Here is a 23,302-nt window from a genome sequence, read left to right on the forward strand (position 1 = left end):
GGGTGGGTCAGTGGGCGAAGTGGCGGGTGCCCGTCAGGTACAGGGGGACGCCCGCGGCGGCAGCAGCGGCGGTCACCACGTCGTCGCGCACCGAGCCACCCGGCTGCACGACCGCGCGGACGCCGGCGTCGAGCAGCACCTCCAACCCGTCGGGGAACGGGAAGAACGCGTCAGACGCCGCCACGGAGCCGCGGGCCCGGTCACCGGCCCTGGCGACCGCGAGCCGGGCCGCGTCGACCCGGTTGACCTGGCCCATCCCGACCCCGACGGCGGCGCCGCCCGAGGCCAGGAGGATCGCGTTGGACTTCACCGCGCGGCAGGTGCGCCAGGCGAACGCCAGGTCGGCCAGCACGTCGGCGGGCACGGGGTCGCCGGTGGCCAGCTGCCAGGAGGTGGGGTCGTCGCCCGGGGCGTCGATGGTGTCGCGCTGCTGCAGGAGCAGCCCACCGGAGATCGCACGCATCTCGGCTCCGGTTCGCTGCACCTCCGACGGCATCCGCAGCACGCGGATGTTCTTCTTGCGGGTGAGCACCTCGAGCGCGCCGTCGGCGTAGGACGGCGCCAGCACGACCTCGGTGAACACCTCGGCGACCTGCTCGGCCATCTCCACGCTCACCTCGCGGTTGACCGCGATCACGCCGCCGTAGGCGCTGACCGGGTCGGTGGCGTGGGCCTTGCGGTGCGCGTCGGCGATGTCGGTGCCGACGGCGATACCGCACGGGTTGGCGTGCTTGATGATCGCGACGCACGGGGCGTCGTGGTCGTGTGCCGCGCGCCAGGCGGCGTCGGCATCGGTGTAGTTGTTGTAGGACATCTCCTTGCCGTGCAGCTGCTCGGCTTCGGCGAGGCCGGGCTGCCCCGAGACGTACAGCGCGGCCGCCTGGTGCGGGTTCTCGCCGTAACGCAGGGTCGTGGCACGCTCCCACGAGGCGCCCACCCACGACGGGAAGGTCTCGCCGTCGGGGTCGGGGGCGAGCACGTTACCCATCCAGGACGCCACGGCGATGTCGTAGGTGGCGGTGTGCCGGAACGCTGCCACGGCGAGCAGCCGGCGGTCGGCGAGCTCGAACCCGCCGTTCTTCACCTGCTCGAGCACCCAGTCGTAGCGGGCCGGCTCGACGACGACGGCCATGCTGTCGTGGTTCTTCGCCGACGCGCGGACCATCGCCGGGCCCCCGATGTCGATCTGCTCCACGCACTCGGCGGGCGAGGCGCCGGAGGCGACCGTCTCGGTGAACGGGTAGAGGTTGGACACCAGCAGGTCGAACGGGGCGATCCCGAGCTCCCGCAGCTGCTCGACGTGCTCCGGACGCCGCGTGTCGGCGAGCAGCCCGGCGTGCACGCGCGGGTGCAGCGTCTTGACGCGGCCGTCGAGGCACTCGGGGAAGCCGGTGAGCTCCTCGACGGGTGTGACGGGCACGCCGGCCTCGGCGATGCGCTGCGCGGTGGAGCCGGTGGACACGATCTCGACACCGAGGCCGTGCAGGCCGGTGGCCAGGTCCGTCAGCCCCGTCTTGTCGTAGACGCTGATCAGTGCGCGTCGTACGGGACGGCGCGCCGGGGTCTCGGCGGAGCTCACGGGATGGTCACCTCTCGTCCGGTCACGGTGGCTCCCTGCCGGGCCAGCGCGGCGACGGTGCCCACGAGCAACCGCCGCTCCTCGATCTTGATGCGTTCGTGCAGCGACTCGACGCTGTCGCCCGGTTCGACGGGCACCGCGCTCTGGGCCAGCACCGGGCCCGTGTCCACGCCGTGGTCGACGAGGTGCAGGGTGGCCCCGGTGACCTTGACGCCGTACGCGAGCGCGTCGGCGACTCCCCGGATCCCGGGGAAGGCAGGCAGCAGCGCAGGATGAGTGTTGATCATCGGGCTTCCGACGCCGCTCAGGAAACCCGGTCCGAGGATCTTCATGAACCCCGCGCTGACCACGAGATCGGGACGGTGCTCGGCCACCGCCTTGGTGAACGCGTCGTCCCATGCGGTGCGGTCGGGGTGGTCGGTCACCCGCTCCACGAAGGTGGGGATGCCGGCGCGCTCGGCGCGAGCCAGTCCCTCGATGTCGCCGCGGTCGGCTCCCACGGCGACGACGCGGGCCGGGTAGTCGGCCCCGGCCGTGGCGTCGAGCAGCGCCTGCAGCAGCGTGCCGGAACCGGAGACCAGGACGACCAGCCTGGCTGGAACAGGGAGATCCACCCGGTAGGAACGACTCGGCGACGCGGGCAAGCGGGGACTCCTCGGCTCGGCGGATGACCCCACCAGCGTAGGCCGCGGCGCAGGTCACACCGCCCCCGGCGCCCACCTCCGCCGCCACCCCGCCGCGGGGAACACGCGAGGGTCCGCCGCGCGCGGGCCCCTCGTTCCGGCAGCCGGCGTTGCGTGATCGCCGCGAGAGCCGGGTTCCGGCCCTTCGGAGGGCGAAGAGCCGGATGTGGGGGCGATCATCGCGGTGCTCGCGTCGCCCGACCTCTCAGCGTTCCTCGGATCGACGCGTCCCGGTGTCCCGGGGTCGGCGCTGCGAACCGGTCCGTCCGGCCTCGGGCCCCGCGCCGTCCCCTTCCGCCGCCGCCCGCCGGGCCGCCTCCCGCTCGCGCTGGGCCACCAGCTCGCCGACGGTGCGTGGGCCCCGCTGCTCCGGGACCACCCGGCCGCGAACGGTGCCGTCGGGCGTGGCGGCCTGGGCGCGAGCCGCCGGTTCCGTGCGTTCCCGCTTGCCCCACCAGCGCTTCTTCTCGGCCCGCTCGGCAGCCTCGCGGGCGGCCTGCCCGGCTCCCGCCGGTGGCTGGTCGGACAGCTCCCGCCCCCGGTCGCGCTCGGTCCGCTTCGGGGTTGCCCGGCGGGGGGCGGTGCGCTGGGGCGGCACGCGGCGCGGGCCCACCCGCTGGGGCAGGGCCCGCCCGGTGCCGGGGTGCTCGTCAGGAGACGTGGCCGGTCGGGCGTCGGCGCTCCGGCCGCCGGAGCGCCGGTGGTCCTCGCCGTCGGGCCGGTCCCCGTCGCTCGCCGCTTCATCGTCCGCCGGTGACTCGGCCGCTCCCTGGTCCGACGCCTCGGTGGTCGGTGCCGGCGTCGCCGGGTCCTCGTCCGGCCGGTCCTCGCTGCGCTGTTCGGCCCGGTCCTGGTCACCGGCATCGGGATCGGCCGTCGGGATGTCGCCGCTCGCCTCGTCCGCGGACGCGTCGTCCTCCCCGTGGACGGGCGCAGTGCCCTCGGCCACGGTGCGAGCCGGTACCGCGGCTTCGGCCTCGGCCGCCCCGGCATCCTCTTCCCGGCGGAGCCGGACGAACACCACGACCACCATCGGCACGCCGACCCACAGCAGAACGGCGGGCACCACCAGCCCGGACAGCCGTACCGGGTCGAACGGCCCGGATCCCAGCCGTCCCCCGGCCAGCCACGCGAGCAGCCCGACGGCGACGGCCGTGAGGACCCCGGTTGCGGCGACCGCGCGCAGCCGCGCCGCGGCACCGGTGGCGGCCAGGCAGGCACGCCCGGCCAGCACCCCGACGGCAATGGGCAACAAGAACACCACAGCAGCCCACACCGGGGGCGCGGACGTCGGCAGCGCAGCCAGGAGCGGGAAGCTCGAACGCTCCCCCGCGGAGGCGGCAAGCGGGGTGGCCACGCCCGTACCGACCGCGATACCGGGGCCGAGTGCCCAGCTCAACGAGGCGATGACCGCGTTGGGGAGATACGCGAGCGCGAGCAGCGTGACGCCGAGGCCGGCCCCGAAGTCGGGGGCGAGCTCCTCGTAGGCCGCCGCGACGTCCGCCACCCCCAGTGCCAGGCCCACCAGCAGGACCACGGACCCGACGAGCACGAGCCCGGTGACCGCCATCGCGGTGGCGCGCAGGGTGGGGCGGAACCAGCCGGGGAAGCGTCCGAGCCATCCCGAGGGCCATCCACAGGCCCTCAGCACGCCGACCGTCGCAGCCACTCCCGCGACGAGGCCGCCGCCGACCATCGCGGACCACGGGGTCACGACCACCTCCGCCGCCCGTGGCAGCAGCGCGCTGCCCAGCACGGCGACGGAGGCGTGGGCACCCGCGATGCTGGCCACCACCGCTCCGGCCTCGGCGCGGGCCCGGCACTCGAGCCTGCGCACCGCCCATCCGGAACCGAGAACGACGACTCCGGCGACCGCGATCGTCGGCAGCAGCGGCAGCACGCTCAGCGGCTGGCCACCCAACGCGAGCGGGATCTGGTGCGCGGCCAGCCACAGCGGGATCGCGGCGGCGAACGCACCGTCGATCGAGATGCCGCCGCCCCCGGTCGCGATGACGAGGACCGCAGCGGGCACGAGCAGCGCATAGCTGACGATGACCGTGCCCATGGCACCGGCCAGCAGCAGTCGCAGGCGGTCCAGGCCCACGACGGCGCCCGTGTCCGACGGGTCGTCGGAGCCGTCCGGATCGGGGTCGGTGTCGGGGCCGGCGAGAGTGCGGGTCACGGCCTCAGGGTCTCAGCGCGGAGCCCCACGACGGGTCAGGCACGCCGGGCGCTGTCGTGCGACAGGCGATGCGGCCGAAAGCCCGGCCGCGGTGACGCAGTGCGACCGCCGTGGCCGGGTGCCGTCAGTTCTGCGACCGGTCGCCGGGCTGGATGAACCTGGTCTGCTCGCCGCCGCCACCACCGCGACCCTCGTCCGGGTTCTGGGGGGTGTCGCGCTGCTCGTGACGGCCCTCGACCGACTCCTGCCAGCCGGGCTGGGCCGGGGCGGCCTCACCCTGTGGGTACGCCGCCGTGACGTCGGAAGCCCCGGGGGCGCCGGACGCGAGCGGGGTGCCGGGGGACGGGGTGTCGGCGGTGGCGTCGGCCGGGGCGCCGCCGTACCAGTTGGGAGCCGCTGCGGGACGGGCACCGGGGTCGGGCTGGCCGGGAGCGCCCTGCTGACCCCAACCGCCCTGGGCAGGGGGCTGGCCGTAAGCGGGCTGGCCGCCATAACCCTGCTGGCCGTACCCGGGCTGCTGGGCCCCGTAGGGCGCCTGCTGGCCGTAGCCGGGCTGGCCGCCGTAACCCTGCTGCCCGTAACCGCCCTGGCCCGGTCCGTACTGCTGGTACCCACCCTGCTGCTGGGGGTAGCCCTGCGGCGGGTACTGGCCTCCGTAGCCCTGCTGCGGGTGGCCCTGCGCGGGCCGCGAGCGGGGCGCCGGCGCCTTGACGAGCCCGGCGTCGAGCAGCACCGCACCGATGACGGCCACGGCCTCCAGGAACGCGAGCACCAGGGCGACCACCACGGTGGTGGACGGCACGCCGAGGGTGACCAGCTGGAGGAGCAGCAAGGTGCCGGTGGTGACCACGACAGCGGCGGGCACCAGCACGCGTCCGGCCTTCGGCAGCAGCGCCGCACCGGCCAGGAGCCCACCGCCCACCAGCAGCGGCGCGACGATCGACGAGGCGAAGCCGCCCAGGTTGTCGAAGAAGCCCAAGAGGTAGATCACCAGGGCCAGACCGGCCGCGACGAGCGTCAGCAGCCGCGCCGGGCCGGGGGCGAGGGGCGCGTCGGCAGCACCCGTCCGGTTGGGCTGCTCGGCGCCTGACGCCGAGGCCTCCGTCGGGGACGACCCCGTGACCGGTGGCGTGGACGACCCCGACGGCGACGAGGCGCCGTGGGCCGGTGTCGCCCCTGGTGTCCCGGGCTGCTGACTCATTAACGAACTCCCTCGGTGCGGACTCCGCGGTCCGTTGCAGGCGGTCTCAGAACGCTAACCCATAGCGGCGGTGGGTGTGTGCCCGGGAGAACCGGGTTCCCTCCGCAGTCGGGGAAGCCGCGCCCCGGCCCGGTGAGGGCGGAACGTGGCTTCCCCGGGAAGGCGTGGCGCCCTACTAGCCGGCGGTGATGAGCTCGCGCATCAGGTCGGCGGTCTCGCTGGGGGTCTTGCCGACCTTGACCCCGGCGGCCTCGAGGGCTTCCTTCTTGGCCTGGGCGGTGCCGGCGGAGCCGGAGACGATGGCTCCGGCGTGGCCCATGGTCTTGCCCTCGGGGGCGGTGAACCCGGCGACGTAGCCGACGACGGGCTTGGTGACGTTGGCCTTGATGAACTCCGCGGCGCGTTCCTCGGCGTCGCCGCCGATCTCGCCGATCATCACGATCGCGGTGGTGTCGGGGTCGGCCTCGAACGCGGCCAGTGCGTCGATGTGGGTGGTGCCGATGACCGGGTCACCACCGATTCCGATAGCGGTGGAGAACCCGATCTCGCGCAGTTCGTACATCATCTGGTAGGTCAGCGTGCCCGACTTCGACACGAGCCCGATCGGACCGGCGCCGGCGATATCGGCCGGGATGATGCCCGCATTCGACTTGCCGGGGCTGATGATTCCCGGGCAGTTCGGACCGATGATCCTGGTCCGGTTCCCCTTCGCCACAGCGTGCGCCCAGAAGTAGGCGGAGTCGTGCACCGGGATGCCCTCGGTGATCACCACGGCGAGGGGGATCTCCGCGTCGATCGCCTCGATCACGGCGTCCTTGGCGAACTTCGGCGGCACGAACACGACGCTGACGTCGGCGCCGGTCTCCTTCATCGCCTCCTCGACGGTGCCGAAGACGGTGAGGTCCTTGCCCCCGATCGACACGGTGGTGCCGGCCTTGCGGGCGTTCACCCCACCCACGATGTTGGTGCCTGCCGCGAGCATCTTCGCGGTGTGCTTGGTGCCCTCACCGCCGGTGATGCCTTGCACGATCACCCGGCTGTTCTCGTTCAGGAAAATCGCCATGACTCAGACCCCCGCAGCCGCAAGCTCGGCGGCCCGGTCGGCCGCGTTGTCCATCGTGTCCACCTGGGTGACCAGCGGGTGGTTCGCCTCGTCGAGGATCCGGCGGCCCTCGAGCACGTTGTTGCCGTCCAGCCGCACGACCAGCGGCTTCGTCGCGGCGTCACCGAGGATCTTCAGCGCCTCCACGATGCCGTTGGCCACCGCGTCGCACGCGGTGATCCCGCCGAAGACGTTGACGAACACGCTCTTCACCGCGGGGTCGCCCAGGATGACGTCCAGGCCGGCCGCCATGACCTCGGCCGAGGCGCCGCCACCGATGTCGAGGAAGTTGGCCGGCTTCACGCCGCCGTGCTTCTCACCCGCGTACGCGACCACGTCGAGGGTCGACATGACCAGGCCCGCGCCGTTGCCGATGATGCCGACCTCGCCGTCGAGCTTGACGTAGTTGAGGTCCTTCGCCTTCGCCTTCGCCTCGAGCGGGTCCTCGGTGCGCTGGTCGACCAGGTCGGCGTGGCCGGGGTGCCGGAAGCCGGCGTTCTCGTCGAGGGTGACCTTGCCGTCCAGCGCGATGACCTTGTCCTGCGGGTCGCGCACGAGGGGGTTGACCTCAACGAGGGTGGCGTCCTCGGAGACGAAGGTCTCCCACAGCTTCACGATCACGTCGGCCGCCTCGTCGGCGACCGCCGCCGGGATCTTGCCCTGCGCCACGATCTCGGCCGCCTTGGCCTTGTCGACACCCGCGATCGCGTCCACCGGCACGCGCGCCAGCGCATCCGGACGCTCGACGGCGAGCTGCTCGATCTCCATGCCGCCCTCGGCCGAGCACATGGCGAGGAACGTGCGGTTGGACCGGTCCAGAAGGAAGGAGAAGTAGTACTCCTCCGCGATCTCGCTGGCCGCGGCGATCAGCACGCGGTGCACCGTGTGGCCCTTGATGTCCATGCCGAGGATCGCCTCGGCCCTCTCCTTCGTCTCCTCCGGAGTCTTCGCGAGCTTGACGCCGCCCGCCTTCCCCCGGCCGCCGGTCTTCACCTGCGCCTTGACCACCACGGCGGTGCCGAGCTCGGCCGCGACCGCAGCCGCCTCGTCCGCCGTCTCCGCCGTCCGGCCCGGCAGCACCGGGACTCCGTGGGCGGCGAAGAGGTCCTTCGCCTGGTACTCGTACAGGTCCACTGGCTCTCCCTAAATCCCCACTGCGCCGTGCCGCTGCGGGCCTGGAGCCCGCGCCATCACCTGCCGACGCGACACTAGCGACGCCCCGCGTACCGGCCCTGAGCTGCCCCGGTGACCGCAGTCACGCCACCAGGCGTCCGGTTCGGCGCCGTTCATGACGATCCGGAACCGGCGCCATCTGCATCTGTCACCTACCGTCGACCCATGGCGCTCGTCCGGGCGGGACTGGGCCGCCTGGCCACGGTGGCCGCGGCGGCGCAGACGACCGCGATCGAAATCGGTCGAGCGGGCGCGTATGCCGCACGCACCTTCGGCGCCCCGGCGGGAGTCCGCGGCCTCGCCGTCGAGTGGGCGTGGCTGGCCGCCCACCTGGTGGTGTACCCGGCAGGTCTCCTGCGCGAGCAGCTCGCCGACTCCGGCGGCTACCGGACCGACTCGCTCCCGCCGGTGCGGCGCAGCCTCCTCGTCACCGACCTGGAAGCCGCCGGGACCCCGATCCTGCTGGTGCACGGGATCATGGACAACCGGTCGGTGTTCACCGTGTTCCGCAGGTCCCTGCGCAGGCGCGGCTTCGGCGCCGTGCACGCGGTGAACTACAGCCTCTTCACCGGCGACATCCGCACCGCGGCCCACCAACTCGGGAGCCACGTGGAGCAACTGCGGGAGCGCACCGGCGCCGAGAAGGTGCACATCGTCGGGCACTCGCTGGGCGGCATGATCGCCCGGTACTACGTGCAGCGCATGGGCGGCGCGGCGGTCGTCGACACGCTCGTGACGCTGGGCAGCCCGCACGGCGGCACCCTCACGGCCCATCTGCTGCCGACCCCGCTGGCGCGCCAGCTCCGGCCGGGCTCGGACCTGATCGAGGAGCTCCGCAGGCCGGCACCCCGCTGCGCCACCCGGTTCCTCGTCGTGTGGAGCCGCATGGACCAGATGGTCATCCCCCAGCGCAACGGCCGCCTGATACATCCGGACCTCGATGTCGAGGAGCTCGAACTACGTGACGTCGGTCACTTGTCCATGCCGATCGATCCTCGAGCGGTGCACTGGGTAGCCACGGCACTCGCCCGTTCGGACCACCGGCCTCACCCGTTGATCCGAGGTCAGCGCCAACGACCGGCCCCGGACGACACACTCGGTCACCCCGCCTCTCCGGCGTCCTGAGCGCCGCGGGATTCACCCGCGACACGCCGCGCCAGATTTGCCCGCTGACCACACCGGCGCTACGTTTCGCCCGTCCGGATCACAGGCCGGTCACGACAGCAGCGGTGGCGACCCCGATCGCCACTGCGGGTTTCCCCAGCCCGCGCGGTCAGGACCCGATGCGGACACCACCGGTTAGACGTCGAGAAGGGCAGGACTTGGCGCGCCACCGCTCCCCAAGCGGCGCCCAGGCGGACAACCCCGATCGCGCGACGCCCCAGCGTGTCGTCGCGGTCCCGAGCGGGCACCGCCTTCCGGCGCCACCCGCCGCACCGGTTCCGGCGCGATCTGCCGCACCGGTGCGCAGCCGGGTCACTGCGGCCGACCCCGGCCGTCCGGTGCCCGGGCGCGTCGTCGCGGTCCCCCATGGGCACCGCCTGCCGGCGCCGCCCACCGCATCGCTGCGCGGCCGGGCCACCGTCGCCGCGGTCGCCGCAGGCGCGGCGGTGGCGGCCGGGCAGACGCTCGTCTCGCCGCTGCTCGGTGGCGCAGACCTCGCGCCGCAGGCCATCGGCGCACTGGTCCCCGTCGCCGACGTCACCCACGCCCCCGCGGCCGGCCCCGCTGTCGACGCGATCGGTGGCGACCAGCTGCTGCCCGACCCGTTCGCACTCGGCGAGCTGGACCCCGCCTCGCAGGTCGACGTGCAGAACCTGGCGAAGGCCGTGGACCTGGGCCGCGAGCTGGCCCGCCAGGCGGCGATGATCGAGGCCGCGCTCGCCAACGGTGCCCCCGAGGCGCACCTGTACGGCGACTTCGCGTTCGTGCGCCCGACACTCGGTCGCCTCACCTCGGTCTTCGGCTCCCGCTGGGGGGTCTCCCACAACGGCATCGACATCGCCGGCCCGATCGGCACCCCGATCTACGCGCTCACCGACGGCGTGGTCGAGGAGGCGGGACCGGCCAGCGGCTTCGGCCTCTGGGTGGTGCTGCGCCACACCGACGGCTCGCAGAGCGTGTACGGCCACGTGAACCGCATGTTCGTGCACGTCGGCGAGAAGGTGAAGGCGGGCGAGGAGATCGCCGAGATGGGCAACCGCGGTTACTCCACCGGGCCCCACCTGCACTTCGAGATCTGGGACAGCGGCGGCACGAAGATCAACCCGATCCCGTGGCTGCGCAAGCGCGGCATCGACTTCTAGACCGGGTGCCACCGGGCGCCGGGCGCCCGGGGCCCGCGCTCACAGCTTCTGCAGCGGTACCCCTCCGATGAGCATCAGCCGCACGGTGCCCGCGCTACCGAAGTCGATCGTGACGGTGGCCCGCGCCCCGGCGCCGTCGGAGGCGATCACCGTGCCGAGGCCGTACTTGTCGTGGTTGACGCGGTCGCCGACATCGAGGCTGATGGTGGGGGCGAGCGAGCGCTGGGGCACGTTCCAGCTGCCCCGGTCGGTGGCGGCGGGACGACGACCGAACCCGAAACTGCCCACCGGCGCCGACCGCTCCGGCTCGGACCGGCGCCACTCGACCAGGTCGTCGGGGACCTCGGCGAGGAACCGGGACGCCGGGTTCGCGTTGGGCTGCCCGAACGTCGAACGGATCATCGCCCTGGTCAGGTACAGCCGCTCCTGCGCCCGCGTGATACCGACGTAGGCCAGGCGCCGCTCCTCCGCGAGCTCGGCGGGGTCGCCCATGGCGCGCATGTGGGGGAACACCCCGTCCTCCCAGCCGGTGAGGAACACGACGGGGAACTCCAGGCCCTTGGCGGTGTGCAGGGTCATCAGCGTGACCATGCCCTCGTCGTTGTCCGGGATCGAGTCGGCGTCGGCCACCAGGGCGACCCGCTCGAGGAACGCGGCGAGCGAGCCGGGCGGAGGCGCGCCGACCGCCACGTCGGAGTCGTCGAGATCGGCCACGGCGGCGTCGCCCGCGAACTCCCGGGCGACGGTGACGAGCTCGGCGAGGTTCTCCAGCCGCGACCCGTCCTGCGGATCCTCGCTGGCCTCCAGCTCGGCCGTGTACCCCGTCTTCGCGTAGACGGCCTCCAGCAGCTCGGAGGTCTCCTCGCCGCGCTCCACCAGCTCGGCGAGGTCGTCGAGGATGCGCACGAACGCCGCGATGCAGCGCTGCGAGCGGGTGGCCAGTCCCGGGACCCGTTCCGGCTGCTCGGCAGCGGTGCGCAGGGCGGCGGCGAACGAGATGCGCTCGCGGTCGGCGTAGGTGGCCACCAGCTCCTCGGCGCGGTCGCCGATCCCCCGCTTGGGCACGTTGAGGATGCGCCGGAGGCTGACCGTGTCCTCCGGGTTGGACAGCACGCGCAGGTAGGCCAGCGCGTCGCGGACCTCGCGGCGCTCGTAGAACCGCACCCCGCCGACGACCTTGTACGGCAGCCCCACCCGCAGGAACACGTCCTCGAACACCCGGGACTGGGAGTTGGTGCGGTAGAAGACGGCCACGTCGGAGTTGCGCACCTCGCCGGAGTCGACCAGCCGGTCGATCTCCTGGGCGACGAACGCGGCCTCGTCGTGCTCGTTGTCGGCGACGTAGCCGACGACCTTCTGCCCGTCACCCTGCTCCGACCACAGCCGCTTGTCGCGGCGGTCCGGGTTGCGCGCGATCACGGCGTTGGCGGCGGTGAGGATGCGCTGGGTGGACCGGTAGTTCTGCTCCAACAGGATCGTGCGGGCGTCCGGGTAGTCCTGCTCGAACTCGATGATGTTGCGGATGCTGGCGCCGCGGAACGCGTAGATCGACTGGTCGGAGTCGCCCACCACGCACAGCTCGGCGGGCGGCGCGCCCTCGGCCGCGGGCGCCACCAGCTCGCGTACCAGCGCGTACTGCGCGTGGTTGGTGTCCTGGTACTCGTCGACGAGCACGTGGCGGAAGCGGCGGCGGTAGTACTCCGCGACGGCGGGCAGGCGCTGCAGCAGCGCGACCGTCTCCATGATGAGGTCGTCGAAGTCGAACGCGTTGGCCGTGCGCAGCCGGGCCTGGTAGACGGCGTAGACCTCGGCGACCTTGCGCTCGTACTCGTTGGTGGCGCGCTCGGCGGCGTCCTGCGGGGCGAGCAGCTCGTTCTTGAGGTTGGAGATCTGCGCGGCCAGCCCGCGGGCGGCGAACTTCTTCGGGTCGAGCTCCAGGTCGCGCCCGACCAGCCCGACGAGCCTGCGGGTGTCGTCGGCGTCGTAGACGGAGAACGCGCTGCGCACACCCAGGTGCTGGGCCTCGCGGCGCAGGATCCGGACGCACATCGAGTGGAACGTGGACACCCACATCGCGTTGGCGCGGCGCCCGACCAGCGCGTCGACGCGCTCCTTCATCTCGGCGGCGGCCTTGTTGGTGAACGTGATCGACATGATCTCGCCGGGGTGTGCCCCGCGCTCGGCGAGCAACCAGGCGATGCGGTGGGTGAGCACCCGGGTCTTGCCCGAGCCCGCGCCCGCGACGATCAGCAGCGGCGACCCTTCGTGGACCACCGCCTCGCGCTGGCGCGGGTTGAGACCCTCCAGCAACGCCGCGCCGCGGGCGGTGCGGGGCTGGACGGTGCGGGCGGGTAGTTCGAACAGCGCGCTCATCGTGTTCGAAGAGTACCGGCGGCTTCTGACGGGGCCTGCTGTGGCACACTCGGAACGTGCGACTGAGCAGGCGATTTTTCTACGGGTACCGGACACCGGTGCCCGTGGCCTGCTGACCAGCCCCCACGACGCCCCGGAGTCCTCAGGACCCGGGGCGTTCTCGCGTCACGGGCCAGGGCTCCCGACCTGGAGGAGATCATGACCGTGACCACCGGCGACAACACCGCTCCCGCCGACGACGAGCCCGCCGACGACATCCCGGCCGAGGACGAGATCCAGGACCTGCGCGTCGAGATCGACCGTCTCGACGCCGAGATCCTCCGGCTGGTGCAACGGCGCACGCATGTCTCACAGCGCATCGGCCGGGCCCGGATGGCCGCAGGTGGCCCGCGGATCGTCTACAACCGGGAGATGGCGGTGCTCGCCCGCTTCCGCGAGCTGGGTGCGGAGGGCCGCGAGCTCGGGATGCTGCTGCTGCGGCTGGGACGCGGCAGGCTCGGCGGTCGCTGAGTTCCACCGGGTGCGAGTCCCCCTGTCGGATCCACCCCCTCGGTGGCGTTTCGTGGCACTGTTGACGACATGGGCACCGTGTTCGGGATCGTCGCAGCGGTTGTCGCTCTGGTCGGGCTCCTCGCCGCACTGGGACACGTCGGCTACCTCGCCATGCTCAACAACGCCGCCAAGAAGCGCGGGCTGTCCGGGGGCACCACCACCGACTACGTCAACAGCCGGTGGAAGGTCGCGGGCGGCACCGCGGGAGTCGCCCTCCTCGCCCTGCTGATGACGTCGTCGGACTCGGTGCCGATCGACCTGGTGGGGCTGCTGCTCGGCGGCGGGGCCGGCCTCTACGCGAAGCAGGCGCTCGACTCCACGCGGTCGCGTTTCCGCAGCCTGCCCTGATCGCCTGACGCGCTCCCCCGCTCGTCCGGTGACTAGTGCGGCGGCTCGTCCGGTGACTAGTGCGGCGGCCACAAACGTCCACCGGGTTCCTCGCGGGCCCATGCGGCCCCTCGCTGCGTTGCCGCCCTGACGAATACCCCGGTATGAGCTGCGGGCGGCGCCTTGCGAGGAACCACCTGGATCCGGCGATCAACCCGGCAACGTTCGTGGCCACCGCACTAGAGTTCGCCGGTGACCACGCCTCCCCCTGAACCCCTCCGGCCTCGCGCCGGGGTGCGGACCGACGTCGAGCGCGCGCTCGTCGTCACCGCCCATCCCGACGACGTCGACTTCGGGGCCGCCGGCACGGTCGCCGCCTGGACGGCGGCCGGTATCGAGGTCACCTACTGCATCTGCACGTCCGGTGACGCCGGAGGTTACGACAACACCCCGCGCGCCGCGATGGGCCCGCTGCGGGAGGCCGAGCAGCGGGCTGCCGCGGCCGCGGTCGGGGTGCGGGACGTCCGCTTCCTCCGGTACCCGGACGGCAGGCTGACCCCCAGCATCGAGCTGCGCCGCGACATCAGCCGCGAGATCAGGAGGGTCCGGCCGCACCGCGTCCTGACGCAGTCCCCGGAGATCTACTGGTCCCGACTGGGCGTGTCCCACCCCGACCACCGGGCGGCGGGAGAGGCGGCGCTCGCCGCGGTCTACCCCGACGCGCGCAACCCGTTCGCCCATCCCGAACTGCTCGCCGACGAGGGACTCGAGGCATGGACGGTCGGCGAGCTGTGGGTCATGGGAGCGCCGGACGAACGCATCGACCATGCCGTGGACGTGACCGACACGTTCGACCGCAAGATCGCCGCACTGCGGGAGCATCGCTCGCAGACGTCCCACATGGACGACCTGGAGAGCCGGCTGCGGGGCATGACCCGGCGCTGGGCGCAGCGGTTCGACTTCCCGGGAAATCGGCTGGCCGAGGCCTTCCAGGTCATCACCATTGGATGAGCGGTAGCTGCACCGCGACGAACGGAAATACTCCATTTGGGTGAAAAACGCTGGGCGGACGAATGACTCTTGGTTTACCAGAACCACATCCGGTAGACATTCGGTCGTCCGTTCACTCAAAGGGAGGACGTTGCAGTGGCTCAGATGGTTTCTCGCGGCGGCTCGCGGCTGACTCCGGTCAGCGTGGTCACGGTCGCCGATCTGCTGAGCCGCAACGCTCCGGTGACCACCAAGCTCGACGTCAACGAATCCGGTACCGGCGTCTCCGTCGGCAGCCTGCTGCGTCGTGAGGGTCGCGCCCCGCACGCCCTCGACCGGCCCGTGCAGCCCCGGGCCCACCAGGAGTTCGAGGGCACCGACGAGCCCACCACGGTCCATGCCGTCGTGGAGCCCGCCGGGAAGTCCGCGATCGTCAAGCGCGGCGCAGTGGCGGCCGGCGCGCTCCTGGCCGTGGGGTCGGTGCTCGGCGCCGCCGCGCTCACCGAGATCGCCCCCACCGGCACCGAGGCGCAGGGCGCCCAGGGCGACGGCTGGGCGGGTCAGGGCCGGCTCGACAAGAGCTCCGCGGCGCCCGTGCTGCCCACCGCGAGCGTGATCGACCCGTCCTCCGCCACCGACTCACTCGACGCGGGCGCGGGCGCACCCACGTCCTGGGTGCCCGTCGCGTTCCCCACGGCGATCGCGGGCGTGCCCACGGTGCTGGCGGCAGCCAACGGCGCGCCGAGCAGCGCGGTGCCCGGCGCCTCCCAGAGCAGCACGGGTGGCTCCAGCGCCGCTCCGAGTGCCCCCGCAACCGGCGCATCCGCTGCCCGGACCACCGAGAACCCGGCTCCCCCCGCCCCGCCCACCGCCGCAGGCGACTCCGCCGTCGCGAAGGTCGGCAACACCGCAGGCGGCACCGTCGAGAACGTCGGAGGGGCCCTCCCGGGCACCGTCGGCAAGACGGTCGGGGGCCTCGGCACCACCGTCAAGGACACCGGCGACACGCTCGACAAGGTCACCGCGCCGGTCACCGACAAGCTCTCCCCGGTCACCGGGCCGGTCGTCTCGCTGCTCAGCACCAACAGCACCGCCAAGACCTCCGCTCCCCAGCAGGCCGACGACGAGTCGTCGAGCGACGACGAGAAGAGCGGCCGCCACAGCCGCAGCGACGACGACGACCGCAGCGACGACGGTGGCAAGAACGACAGCGACCGCGACAGCGGAGGCTCTGGCGGCCTCCTCGGCGGCGTCGGCAAGGTCGCCGCGGGCCTGCTCGGCGGCTGACCGCCCGGGAGCGGACCGGCGGGTTACACCAGCCGCCGGTCCGACGCCCACCGTGACAGCTCGTACCGGTTGGACAGCTGCGTCTTGCGCAGCACGCTCGACACGTGCGTCTCCACCGTCTTCACCGAGATGAACAGCTCCCCGGCGATCTCCTTGTAGGCGTAGCCGCGCGCGAGCAGCCGCAGCACGTCCCGCTCCCGCCGGGTGAGCAGGTCGAGCTCGGGATCACCGGGCGGGGCGGCACCCGGCCGCTCGGAGAACACGTCGAGCACGAAGCCGGCCAGCCGCGGTGAGAACACCGCGTCGCCCGACCGCACCCGCCGCACGGCGTCGGCGAGCTCACTGCCCGAGATCGTCTTCGTGACGTACCCGCGCGCGCCCGCCCGGATCACCGCGATGACGTCCTCCGCGGCGTCCGACACGCTCAACGCCAGGAAGACCACGTCGGGCAGCTCCGGCCGCAGCTGGCGCAGCACCTCCGCGCCCCCACCGTCGGGCATGTGGACGTCGAGCAGCACCACGTCGGGCCGCAGGTGGCGGATCGCAGCAACCGCCTCGTCCACGGAGCCCGCCTCGCCCACCACCGTGACGTCGGGGACGTGGCGGTCGAGCTCCGCGCGTACCCCCGAGCGGAACAGGCCGTGGTCGTCGACCAGGAAGACCCGGATCGGCGCGGGGACCGGGGCACCCGGAGTCTCGTCGGGGGTGTCGGTCATGGCGTCGCTTCCTCCTGGGCCCGGGCCTCCGGCCCGGGTTCCGTGTCGGCCGGTTCGTCCACCGGCATGCTCAGGTGCACCTCGGTGCCTTCGCCCGGCGCGCTCCGCAGGCGCACCGCACCGCCGTGCCGCCTCATCCTGCCGTGCACCGAGTCGGCGAGACCGTGCCGGTCGTCCGGCACCGCGTCCGGGTCGAACCCGACGCCCCGGTCGCGGACGAACACGTGCACCTCGGAGGGCTCGACCTCCACGTACGCGCTCACCTCGTCGACCTTGGCGTGCTTCGCGGCGTTGACCATCGCCTCGCGGGCGGCGAGCACGAGTGCCCGCAGGCCGTCGTCGAGCCGGCGGTCGCCGACCACGACCGGCCGGACGTTGATCGCGTAGGTGTCCTCCACCTCGGCCGCGGCCGCGGTGATCGCGGCGGCGAGGCCGGAGTCGAGGGTGGGCTCACCGGACGCGCGCGCGGACCGCCCGTAGCCGGTGGGGCCGTAGAGCCAGTGCCGCAGCTCGCGCTCCTGGCCCCGGGCCAGCCGCAGCACCTCACGCGGCTGGTCGGACTGGCGCTGGATGAGCGCGAGGGTCTGCAGCACCGAGTCGTGCAGATGGGCGGCGATCTCCGCGCGTTCCGCCTCGACGATGCGCTCACGGCGCTCCTCGCCGAGCTCGCGCATCAACCGCACCCACCAGGGAACGGTCAGCACACCCACGCCGAGCAGCGTCGCAAAGACGGCCAGCAACCCGAACTGCACCTGCGAGAGATCGAGGTTGCCGATCAGGAACACACCGATCCCGCTCGCGACGAACACCGCTCCGGCGATCACCCGCAGCAGCGCGGTGCGCCCGCCCCCGGCGATGCCGGTGACCCCGGAGCGCGCGCCCGCCGTCCAGCGGCGGCGCTGCGTCTCGTCGGCCTCGCGCCACACCACGGCGGCGCCGACGGCCGCCACCCCGAGCGGCCCGACGACCCAGCCCACGACCGTGTTGCCCACCGCCGCGGCGGCGAGGCCCGCGCCGATACCGAGCGCGGCCAGACCCATCGCCTGCTGGCGCTCGGCGCGCCGGAGCGGCCGGACGACGTCGGTCTGCTCCTGCTGCAGGAAGATCCAGAGCAGCCCGTAGGCCAGCACCCCCGCCCCGCTGACCCCGGTGAGCAGGACGAACGCCGTGCGCACCCAGAGGACGTTGACGCCGAGGTGGTCCGCGACGCCCCCGGCCACCCCTGCGAGGAACCGGCCGCTGCGCCTGCGGGCGAGTGGCGGCGTGCCGGCGGCAGGCGCGCTCGGCTGCGGCGCGGGCGGCGGCGTCGCCTCGGGGACCGTTGTCACGCGTTCATCGTCACATGTGGGCACAGGACTGACATCGGGGAAACCTCCGGGATCACTCCGGGCCATCCCCCATACCCGCGAGCCCGGACGCCGAGCAAGCTCTGTCCCATGGAGGCAGAAGAACAATGAACCGGACAGACGTGCACACCACGCTGCGGGAGATGTGGGACACCCGGCCTGCGCGACCGCGCGACGACCGGCAGGTAGCGGGTGTGGCGGCCGCGATCGCACGCCGCTACGACATCGACCCGACGCTGGTGCGCGTCGGTTTCGTCGTCGCGGCCTTCACGGGGATCGGCGCCGCGCTCTACATCGCCGGCTGGTTCCTGCTCCCGGAGCAGCCTGCCGACCCCACCGCGCCGGCACAGCCGCGGCCACCCAGGACGGTCCTGGTCATCGGCCTGGCGATCGCCGCCCTGGTGAGCGTCGGATCGATCTTCGGCGGCGACGACCGGGGCATCCTGTTCCCCGCGCTGGCCGTCGCGGTCCTGCTGTTCCTGCTGCACCGCAGCCGGGGCCACCGCGGAACGGGCGCCGCGGCTTCGGCCGGGGCCGAAGCTCCCACCACGATCACGCCGAGCGGCGTGTCCCTGTCCAAGGAGACCGCCGGCACCGCGACCCCTCCGGTAGCCACGACCCCGCCGGCATGGGACCCGCTGGGTGCCGCCCCGTTCGCGTGGGACCTCCCGGAGCCGTCGCCGGTCGGGCCACCGCCTGCACCTGCGCAGCGCCGGCTGCCCGTCACCTCGGTGACCCTCGGTCTCGCGTTGCTCGCAGGCGGCATCACGGCCGTGATCATGCTCCTGGCCGGGGCGCTCACACTGGCGAACCTGCCGGTGGTCCTCGGCGTGACGCTCGCCGTGATCGGCGCCGGGCTGGTGCTGGGCGCGTTCGTCCGCTCCGGCCGCGGCCTGATCCCGGTGGCCCTGGTGCTCGGTGCGCTGACCTGGGCGCTGGTGGCCGCGCCGCTGGACCGCTGGCAGGGCAACGGCGTCGGCGAGCTGCGTGCGGCCCCCACCACCGTTGCGGCGCTGCAGCCCAGCTACCAGCGCACCGCCGGTGAGATCGCGCTCGACCTGCGCAACCTCGACCTGTCGGTGCCCCCGGGCGGCAACGCGAGCCCGGTGCGCTCCGCCATCACGCTCGGCGTCGGCGACGTCGAGCTCTGGGTGCCTCAGAACGCGGACCTCACCCTGACCAGCACCACCGGTGTGGGCGACGTGGAGTTCGACGGCCGGTCGGAGTCCGGCCCGGGTGCCCACATCGCCGTCACCGACGACCTGGGCGCCGACGGCGTCCCCACCGGACGACCGCTCGTCGTGACGATCGAGACGGGCGCAGGCAGCGTGGAGGTGCACCGTGGCTGACACGTGGAACGAGCAGCCGACCGGAACGGCTGCCCCCGCGGCCCGGCGCCGCGGCCCGGACCTGCTGATGATTCTGGTCGGGGTGCTCGCGCTGGGAATGTCGGCAGCGGCGTTCGTGGGTGAGGTGCCGTCGCTCGCCGGGCTCGACCCCCGGTGGCTGCTCGCCGCCGGGGCCACGGTGATCGGGCTCCTGCTGCTGGTCGGGAGTCTCCGGGGACGCAACGCCGGCTGATCGGCAGGACGACCGGGACCGGCGACGGGGAGTGGCCGGGACCGGAGGTCGCGCTCGGGGGAGCGGCGGCCGCGCAGGGCGGCACCAGGGTTTCGACGACCCTGGTGCCGCCCTCGTCGCGTTCCCGGGGCAGCGATCAGGCCTGGCGGCGGGTGGGCTCCAGCCCGGCGGCCTCGAGTATCTCCGGCACGCCCCGCTCGTAGCCGACGGACATCACGTGCACCCCGGCCACACCGGGGACCTCCCGCAACGCCGCGACGGTCTCCGCGGCCGCGGCCATGCCCTCCGCAGCGACCCGGTCGGCGGGCACCCCGCGCAGCCTCCGCTCGAACGAGGGCGGGATGACGACGCCGGGGATGCCGGCCATGAACTCGAGGGCCCGCAGCGACCGGATCGGCCCGACGCCCGCCAGGATCCCGCACCGGCCGTCGAGCCCGAGGTCGCGCACCTTCTGCATCCAGACGACGAAGTCGTCGACGTCGAACACGAACTGGGTCTGCACGAACTCGGCCCCGTCGGCCACCTTCTGCTCGAGCCGGTCGGGCACACCCGCACCAGTGTCGACCGCGCCGAGCAGGTACTGCGGAGCCGGGTCGATGGCCCGGCCGGACATCAGCCGGCCCTCGTCCCGCAGCGTGCGCGCCACGTTCATCAGGCCGCTGGAGCTCAGGTCGAACACGGGGGTGGCGTCGGCGTGGTCACCGCGCTCGGGCCGGTCACCGGTCATCAGCACGAGGTTGGGGACGCCGAGAGCGCCCGCCGAGAGCAGGTCGGACTGCAGGGCGATGCGGTTGCGGTCGCGGCAGGTCATCTGCATGACCGGCTCGAGGCCCTCGGCGAGCGCGACGATGCTGCCGGCGAAGCTCGACACCCGGACCTGGGCACCCTGGTTGTCGGTGACGTTCGCGGCGTCCACCCAGTCGCGCAGCAGCGCGGCGGACTCGCGGATCTCGTCCACGTCGGCGCCGCGCGGCGGCCCGATCTCGGCGGTGACGGCGAACCGTCCGGTACGCAAGGCGTCGGCGAGGCGGCCGGGCCGCTCCGCCGGGACCGCTACTCCCACTCGATCGTGCCCGGCGGCTTGCTGGTGACGTCGAGAACCACGCGGTTGACCTCCGCGACCTCGTTGGTGATCCGGGTGGAGATCCGTTCCAGCACGTCGTAGGGCAGCCGCGTCCAGTCGGCGGTCATGGCGTCCTCGCTGGAAACCGGCCGCAGGACCACCGGGTGGCCGTAGGTGCGGCCGTCGCCCTGCACCCCGACGCTGCGGACGTCGGCGAGCAGCACCACGGGGCACTGCCAGATGGTGCGGTCCAGCCCGGCGGCGGTGAGCTCCTCCCGCGCGATCGCGTCGGCGGCCCGCAGCGTCTCGAGCCGGTCGTGGGTGACCTCACCGATGATCCGGATCCCCAGCCCGGGGCCGGGGAACGGCTGGCGCTCCACGATCGCCTCCGGCAGCCCCAGCTCGGCCCCCACCCTGCGCACCTCGTCCTTGAACAGCGCGCGCAGCGGCTCGACCAGCGCGAACTCGATGTCGTCCGGCAACCCACCGACGTTGTGGTGGCTCTTGATCGTGGCCGTGCCGGAGCCGCCACCGGACTCGACGACGTCGGGGTAGAGCGTGCCCTGCACGAGGAAGCCCACATGTTCCTCGGCCGCCACCTCCGCCGTGGCCGCCTCGAAGACGCGGATGAACTCCCGGCCGATGACCTTGCGCTTCTCCTCCGGGTCGATGACCCCGGCGAGCGCGTCGAGGAACCGCTTGTTCGCATCGACGGTGTGCAGCTTCGCTCCCGTGGCGGCGACGAAGTCGCGCTCCACCTGTTCCCGCTCACCTGCCCGCAGCAGCCCGTGGTCGACGAACACGCACGTGAGCCGGTCGCCGATCGCCCGCTGCACCAGCGCCGCCGCCACCGCGGAGTCGACACCGCCCGACAGCCCGCAGATCGCCCTGCCCTCGCCCACCTGGGCGCGCACCGCGTCGATCGAGTCGTTGATGATCGACGACGTGGTCCAGCCGGGAGCGATACCGGCGATCTCGTGCAGGAACCGGCGCAGCACCTCCCGCCCGTACGGCGAGTGGCCGACCTCCGGGTGGTACTGGACGCCCGCGAGGCGCCGCTCGGTGTCCTCGAACGCCGCCACCTTCGCCCGCTCGGACGACGCCGTGACCACGAAACCCTCCGGCGCGCGCACCACCGAGTCGCCGTGGCTCATCCACACCGGGTGCCGGGCCGGCAGCCCGTCGTGCAGTGCGCCGGGCGCGGCACAGACCGTCAGCTCGGTGCGCCCGTACTCGCGGGTGCCGTCCGGCGCCACCTCCCCGCCCAGCGACCGCGCCATCGCCTGGAAGCCGTAACAGAGGCCGAGCACCGGGATCCCCGCGGTGAACAGGGCGGGGTCGACGCTCGGCGCGCCCGGCTCGTACACGCTCGACGGACCACCGGAGAGGATCAGCGCGGCAGGTTTCCGCGCCACGATCTCGTCGACGGGGGTGTCGCCCGGCACGATCTCGGAGTACACCTGCGCCTCCCGCACCCTCCGGGCGATCAGCTGGGCGTACTGGGCCCCGTAGTCGACGACGAGGACAGTGGGCGGCTGCACCCGTACCACGATAGTCGGCCCCCGCAGCGGCCCACTGATCCCCGCGACCCGCACGGGAGCGCCCTCGACAGGGCCGTGGTGGACGGCTCACCCGGGATCTCCTCGCGAGCCGAACGCCAGCGCCCCGGTGAGGGCGGTGGTGGAGGGCTCGGGCCGATCATGCGGACCACTGGAACCGTGGGCGCGGTGACGCCGTCCAACCGCGCATGGAACTCACCGGACCCTTCCGTGGCTCGGCCGCCGTCGCATGTGGGCTGCTGACCCCGAAGATGCTGCGCGGCCCACGCTTCCGCCGCGTCTTCCCCGACGTGTACGTGTGTGCCGGGATCGAGCTGGATCTGACGATCCGCTCGCTGGCCGCGCTCGCTCTCGTCGACGGACGAGGTGTCCTGGGTGGCTACTCCGCCGCAGAGTTCCTCGAGTCCACCTGCGGACCAGCGGACGCCCCTGCCGAGATCGTCGTGTGCCACCGGGTTCGCGGCCGTCCTGGACTGCGCGTCCGAGAGGACGTGCTGCCGGCCGACGAGATCACCTGGGTGGACGGGGTGCCCGTCACCTCCCCGCTTCGTACCGCGTACGACCTGGCCCGCCACTCACCCCTCGTGGAGGCGGTCGTCGCCGTCGATGCGCTCGCGCACGCATCCGGCTTCGCGCCCGAGGCGCTCATCTCCGTCGGCCGCCGCCACCCCGGAGCACGCGGCGGTGCGCAGCTGCACGACGTGGCCAGGCTCGCGAACCCGCTGGCCGAGTCGCCCATGGAGACGCGGATCCGGATGGCCATCCACGACGCCGGACTTCCGGAGCCCGTTCTGCAGCATGTGGTCGGCCCCTACCGCCTCGACATGGCCTACCCCGCGGTCCGGCTCGCCGTCGAGTACGACGGGGGTGAGCATCGTGCACCGGACAGGGCGTTGCGCGACCTCGACCGGCAGGCGTGGCTCTCCACCGCGGGCCGGCGCGTCCTGCGGTTCCGGGCGTACGACGTGCTGCGCTGCCCGTGGCGGGTCGTCCGTGCCGTCCGAGAACAGTTGCTGGCGGTGTGAGCGCCATGAGCCGTACGCCGGCGCCCTGCGCGCGGCCGTGATGTACGGCTCACGGCACTTGGTCAGCCGCGGACCGTCAGCCCGACCCGCTGGAACTCCTTGAGGTCCGAGTAGCCCGTCTTCGCCATCGCCCGCCGCAGGGCGCCGAACAGGTTCACGGTGCCGTAGGGGCTGTCGGCCGGGCCGAAGAGCACCGACTTCAGGTCCCGCTCGCCCGGCGCGAAGCCGGTCACCTCCGAGCGCGGGAGGGAGGGGTG

Annotated in this window: 20 protein-coding genes and 1 pseudogene; 9 read left to right on the top strand and 12 right to left on the bottom strand. The window is 73.1% G+C overall.

The features are described from left to right. Nucleotides 1–7: 7 nt before the first annotated feature. The 6 genes from purH to sucC form a co-directional block, all read right to left on the bottom strand. A complete protein-coding gene (gene purH, locus HF577_RS28165; RefSeq protein ID WP_169399001.1) occupies nucleotides 8–1,579 on the bottom strand; it encodes a bifunctional phosphoribosylaminoimidazolecarboxamide formyltransferase/IMP cyclohydrolase in 1,572 nt (523 codons plus the stop codon). Beyond that, the gene (gene purN, locus HF577_RS28170; protein WP_169399017.1) at nucleotides 1,576–2,193 is read right to left on the bottom strand and encodes a phosphoribosylglycinamide formyltransferase; all 618 of its coding nucleotides are present in this window, start codon (nucleotides 2,191–2,193) and stop codon (nucleotides 1,576–1,578) included. Before purN ends, purH begins: the two co-directional genes overlap by 4 nt. Before the next feature lie 274 nt (nucleotides 2,194–2,467). Next, a complete protein-coding gene (locus tag HF577_RS28175; protein ID WP_169399002.1) occupies nucleotides 2,468–4,444 on the bottom strand; it encodes a cell division protein PerM in 1,977 nt (658 codons plus the stop codon). Between the two features lie 124 nt (nucleotides 4,445–4,568). Further along, the gene (locus tag HF577_RS28180) at nucleotides 4,569–5,645 is read right to left on the bottom strand and encodes a DUF5336 domain-containing protein (protein WP_169399003.1); all 1,077 of its coding nucleotides are present in this window, start codon (nucleotides 5,643–5,645) and stop codon (nucleotides 4,569–4,571) included. 175 nt (nucleotides 5,646–5,820) lie between these two features. Then, nucleotides 5,821–6,708 carry a succinate--CoA ligase subunit alpha gene (sucD, locus tag HF577_RS28185; RefSeq protein ID WP_169399004.1) on the bottom strand — a complete coding sequence of 296 codons (888 nt, stop codon included), beginning with the start codon at nucleotides 6,706–6,708 and terminating at the stop codon, nucleotides 5,821–5,823. A 3-nt stretch (nucleotides 6,709–6,711) separates the two neighbouring features. Beyond that, on the bottom strand, nucleotides 6,712–7,881 hold the full coding sequence (gene sucC, locus HF577_RS28190) for an ADP-forming succinate--CoA ligase subunit beta (protein WP_169399005.1): 1,170 nt from the start codon (nucleotides 7,879–7,881) through the stop codon (nucleotides 6,712–6,714). Nucleotides 7,882–8,085: 204 nt separating this feature from the next. Here sucC and HF577_RS28195 point away from each other — a divergent pair, with 204 nt between their 5' ends. Both HF577_RS28195 and HF577_RS28200 read left to right on the top strand, forming a co-directional pair. Then, nucleotides 8,086–9,045, top strand: coding sequence for an esterase/lipase family protein (locus HF577_RS28195; RefSeq protein WP_169399006.1), 960 nt, complete (start codon nucleotides 8,086–8,088; stop codon nucleotides 9,043–9,045). A 338-nt stretch (nucleotides 9,046–9,383) separates the two neighbouring features. Then, the gene (locus HF577_RS28200) at nucleotides 9,384–10,226 is read left to right on the top strand and encodes a M23 family metallopeptidase (RefSeq protein WP_312859423.1); all 843 of its coding nucleotides are present in this window, start codon (nucleotides 9,384–9,386) and stop codon (nucleotides 10,224–10,226) included. Between the two features lie 39 nt (nucleotides 10,227–10,265). Here the strand turns inward: HF577_RS28200 and pcrA are convergent, their stop codons facing one another. Continuing rightward, nucleotides 10,266–12,599, bottom strand: a complete 2,334-nt coding sequence (gene pcrA / locus HF577_RS28205; protein WP_169399007.1) for a DNA helicase PcrA — start codon at nucleotides 12,597–12,599, stop codon at nucleotides 10,266–10,268. 198 nt (nucleotides 12,600–12,797) lie between these two features. Between pcrA and HF577_RS28210 the strand changes: the two genes are divergently transcribed. The 4 genes from HF577_RS28210 to HF577_RS28225 all read left to right on the top strand — a co-directional run bounded on the left by HF577_RS28210 (nucleotide 12,798) and on the right by HF577_RS28225 (nucleotide 15,755). Further along, nucleotides 12,798–13,109, top strand: coding sequence for a chorismate mutase (locus tag HF577_RS28210; RefSeq protein ID WP_169399008.1), 312 nt, complete (start codon nucleotides 12,798–12,800; stop codon nucleotides 13,107–13,109). 69 nt (nucleotides 13,110–13,178) lie between these two features. Next, nucleotides 13,179–13,499, top strand: a complete 321-nt coding sequence (locus tag HF577_RS28215; RefSeq protein WP_211174953.1) for a hypothetical protein — start codon at nucleotides 13,179–13,181, stop codon at nucleotides 13,497–13,499. 231 nt (nucleotides 13,500–13,730) lie between these two features. Next, nucleotides 13,731–14,489 carry a PIG-L deacetylase family protein gene (locus HF577_RS28220; protein WP_312859424.1) on the top strand — a complete coding sequence of 253 codons (759 nt, stop codon included), beginning with the start codon at nucleotides 13,731–13,733 and terminating at the stop codon, nucleotides 14,487–14,489. A 144-nt stretch (nucleotides 14,490–14,633) separates the two neighbouring features. After that, nucleotides 14,634–15,755, top strand: coding sequence for a hypothetical protein (locus tag HF577_RS28225; RefSeq protein ID WP_169399009.1), 1,122 nt, complete (start codon nucleotides 14,634–14,636; stop codon nucleotides 15,753–15,755). A 23-nt stretch (nucleotides 15,756–15,778) separates the two neighbouring features. Here HF577_RS28225 and HF577_RS28230 read toward each other — a convergent pair whose 3' ends face one another. Together HF577_RS28230 and HF577_RS28235 are read right to left on the bottom strand one after the other, a co-directional pair. Beyond that, the gene (locus HF577_RS28230; protein ID WP_169399010.1) at nucleotides 15,779–16,471 is read right to left on the bottom strand and encodes a response regulator; all 693 of its coding nucleotides are present in this window, start codon (nucleotides 16,469–16,471) and stop codon (nucleotides 15,779–15,781) included. Then, nucleotides 16,468–17,865 (bottom strand): ATP-binding protein, encoded by a 1,398-nt coding sequence (locus HF577_RS28235; RefSeq protein ID WP_169399011.1) that lies wholly within the window; start codon nucleotides 17,863–17,865, stop codon nucleotides 16,468–16,470. The genes HF577_RS28230 and HF577_RS28235 overlap by 4 nt, the downstream gene beginning before the upstream one ends. A gap of 59 nt (nucleotides 17,866–17,924) precedes the next feature. Between HF577_RS28235 and HF577_RS28240 the strand changes: the two genes are divergently transcribed. Next, nucleotides 17,925–19,166, top strand: a complete 1,242-nt coding sequence (locus HF577_RS28240; protein ID WP_169399012.1) for a PspC domain-containing protein — start codon at nucleotides 17,925–17,927, stop codon at nucleotides 19,164–19,166. Then, nucleotides 19,159–19,398 (top strand): hypothetical protein, encoded by a 240-nt coding sequence (locus HF577_RS28245; RefSeq protein ID WP_169399013.1) that lies wholly within the window; start codon nucleotides 19,159–19,161, stop codon nucleotides 19,396–19,398. The genes HF577_RS28240 and HF577_RS28245 overlap by 8 nt, the downstream gene beginning before the upstream one ends. Nucleotides 19,399–19,534: 136 nt before the next feature. Here HF577_RS28245 and HF577_RS28250 read toward each other — a convergent pair whose 3' ends face one another. Continuing rightward, nucleotides 19,535–20,461, bottom strand: coding sequence for a methylenetetrahydrofolate reductase (locus tag HF577_RS28250; protein ID WP_169399014.1), 927 nt, complete (start codon nucleotides 20,459–20,461; stop codon nucleotides 19,535–19,537). After that, nucleotides 20,452–22,002: a glutamine-hydrolyzing GMP synthase gene (gene guaA, locus HF577_RS28255; protein ID WP_169399015.1), complete on the bottom strand. Its 1,551-nt coding sequence runs from the start codon at nucleotides 22,000–22,002 to the stop codon at nucleotides 20,452–20,454. The genes HF577_RS28250 and guaA overlap by 10 nt, the downstream gene beginning before the upstream one ends. Nucleotides 22,003–22,208: 206 nt before the next feature. Between guaA and HF577_RS28260 the strand changes: the two genes are divergently transcribed. Beyond that, the gene (locus tag HF577_RS28260; protein ID WP_169399016.1) at nucleotides 22,209–23,045 is read left to right on the top strand and encodes a DUF559 domain-containing protein; all 837 of its coding nucleotides are present in this window, start codon (nucleotides 22,209–22,211) and stop codon (nucleotides 23,043–23,045) included. A gap of 62 nt (nucleotides 23,046–23,107) precedes the next feature. Here the strand turns inward: HF577_RS28260 and HF577_RS28265 are convergent. Then, a pseudogene (locus HF577_RS28265) lies at nucleotides 23,108–23,302 on the bottom strand (GuaB3 family IMP dehydrogenase-related protein); the annotation flags it as partial.

It is taken from the genome of Pseudonocardia xinjiangensis, assembly GCF_012911925.1.
In the GTDB taxonomy this organism is placed as follows: Bacteria; Actinomycetota; Actinomycetes; order Mycobacteriales; family Pseudonocardiaceae; genus Pseudonocardia; species Pseudonocardia xinjiangensis.

What these genes read in the sequence shown, in the direction of transcription:
- HF577_RS28180 (WP_169399003.1), bottom strand. Translation starts at nt 5,645, where the DNA reads ATGAGTCAGCAGCCCGGGACACCAGGGGCGACACCGGCCCACGGCGCC.
- sucD (WP_169399004.1), bottom strand. Translation starts at nt 6,708, where the DNA reads ATGGCGATTTTCCTGAACGAGAACAGCCGGGTGATCGTGCAAGGCATC.
- HF577_RS28195 (WP_169399006.1), top strand. Translation starts at nt 8,086, where the DNA reads ATGGCGCTCGTCCGGGCGGGACTGGGCCGCCTGGCCACGGTGGCCGCG.
- pcrA (WP_169399007.1), bottom strand. Translation starts at nt 12,599, where the DNA reads ATGAGCGCGCTGTTCGAACTACCCGCCCGCACCGTCCAGCCCCGCACC.
- HF577_RS28210 (WP_169399008.1), top strand. Translation starts at nt 12,798, where the DNA reads ATGACCGTGACCACCGGCGACAACACCGCTCCCGCCGACGACGAGCCC.
- HF577_RS28215 (WP_211174953.1), top strand. Translation starts at nt 13,179, where the DNA reads ATGGGCACCGTGTTCGGGATCGTCGCAGCGGTTGTCGCTCTGGTCGGG.
- HF577_RS28225 (WP_169399009.1), top strand. Translation starts at nt 14,634, where the DNA reads ATGGTTTCTCGCGGCGGCTCGCGGCTGACTCCGGTCAGCGTGGTCACG.
- HF577_RS28230 (WP_169399010.1), bottom strand. Translation starts at nt 16,471, where the DNA reads ATGACCGACACCCCCGACGAGACTCCGGGTGCCCCGGTCCCCGCGCCG.
- HF577_RS28235 (WP_169399011.1), bottom strand. Translation starts at nt 17,865, where the DNA reads ATGGCCCGGAGTGATCCCGGAGGTTTCCCCGATGTCAGTCCTGTGCCC.
- HF577_RS28240 (WP_169399012.1), top strand. Translation starts at nt 17,925, where the DNA reads ATGAACCGGACAGACGTGCACACCACGCTGCGGGAGATGTGGGACACC.
- HF577_RS28260 (WP_169399016.1), top strand. Translation starts at nt 22,209, where the DNA reads ATGGAACTCACCGGACCCTTCCGTGGCTCGGCCGCCGTCGCATGTGGG.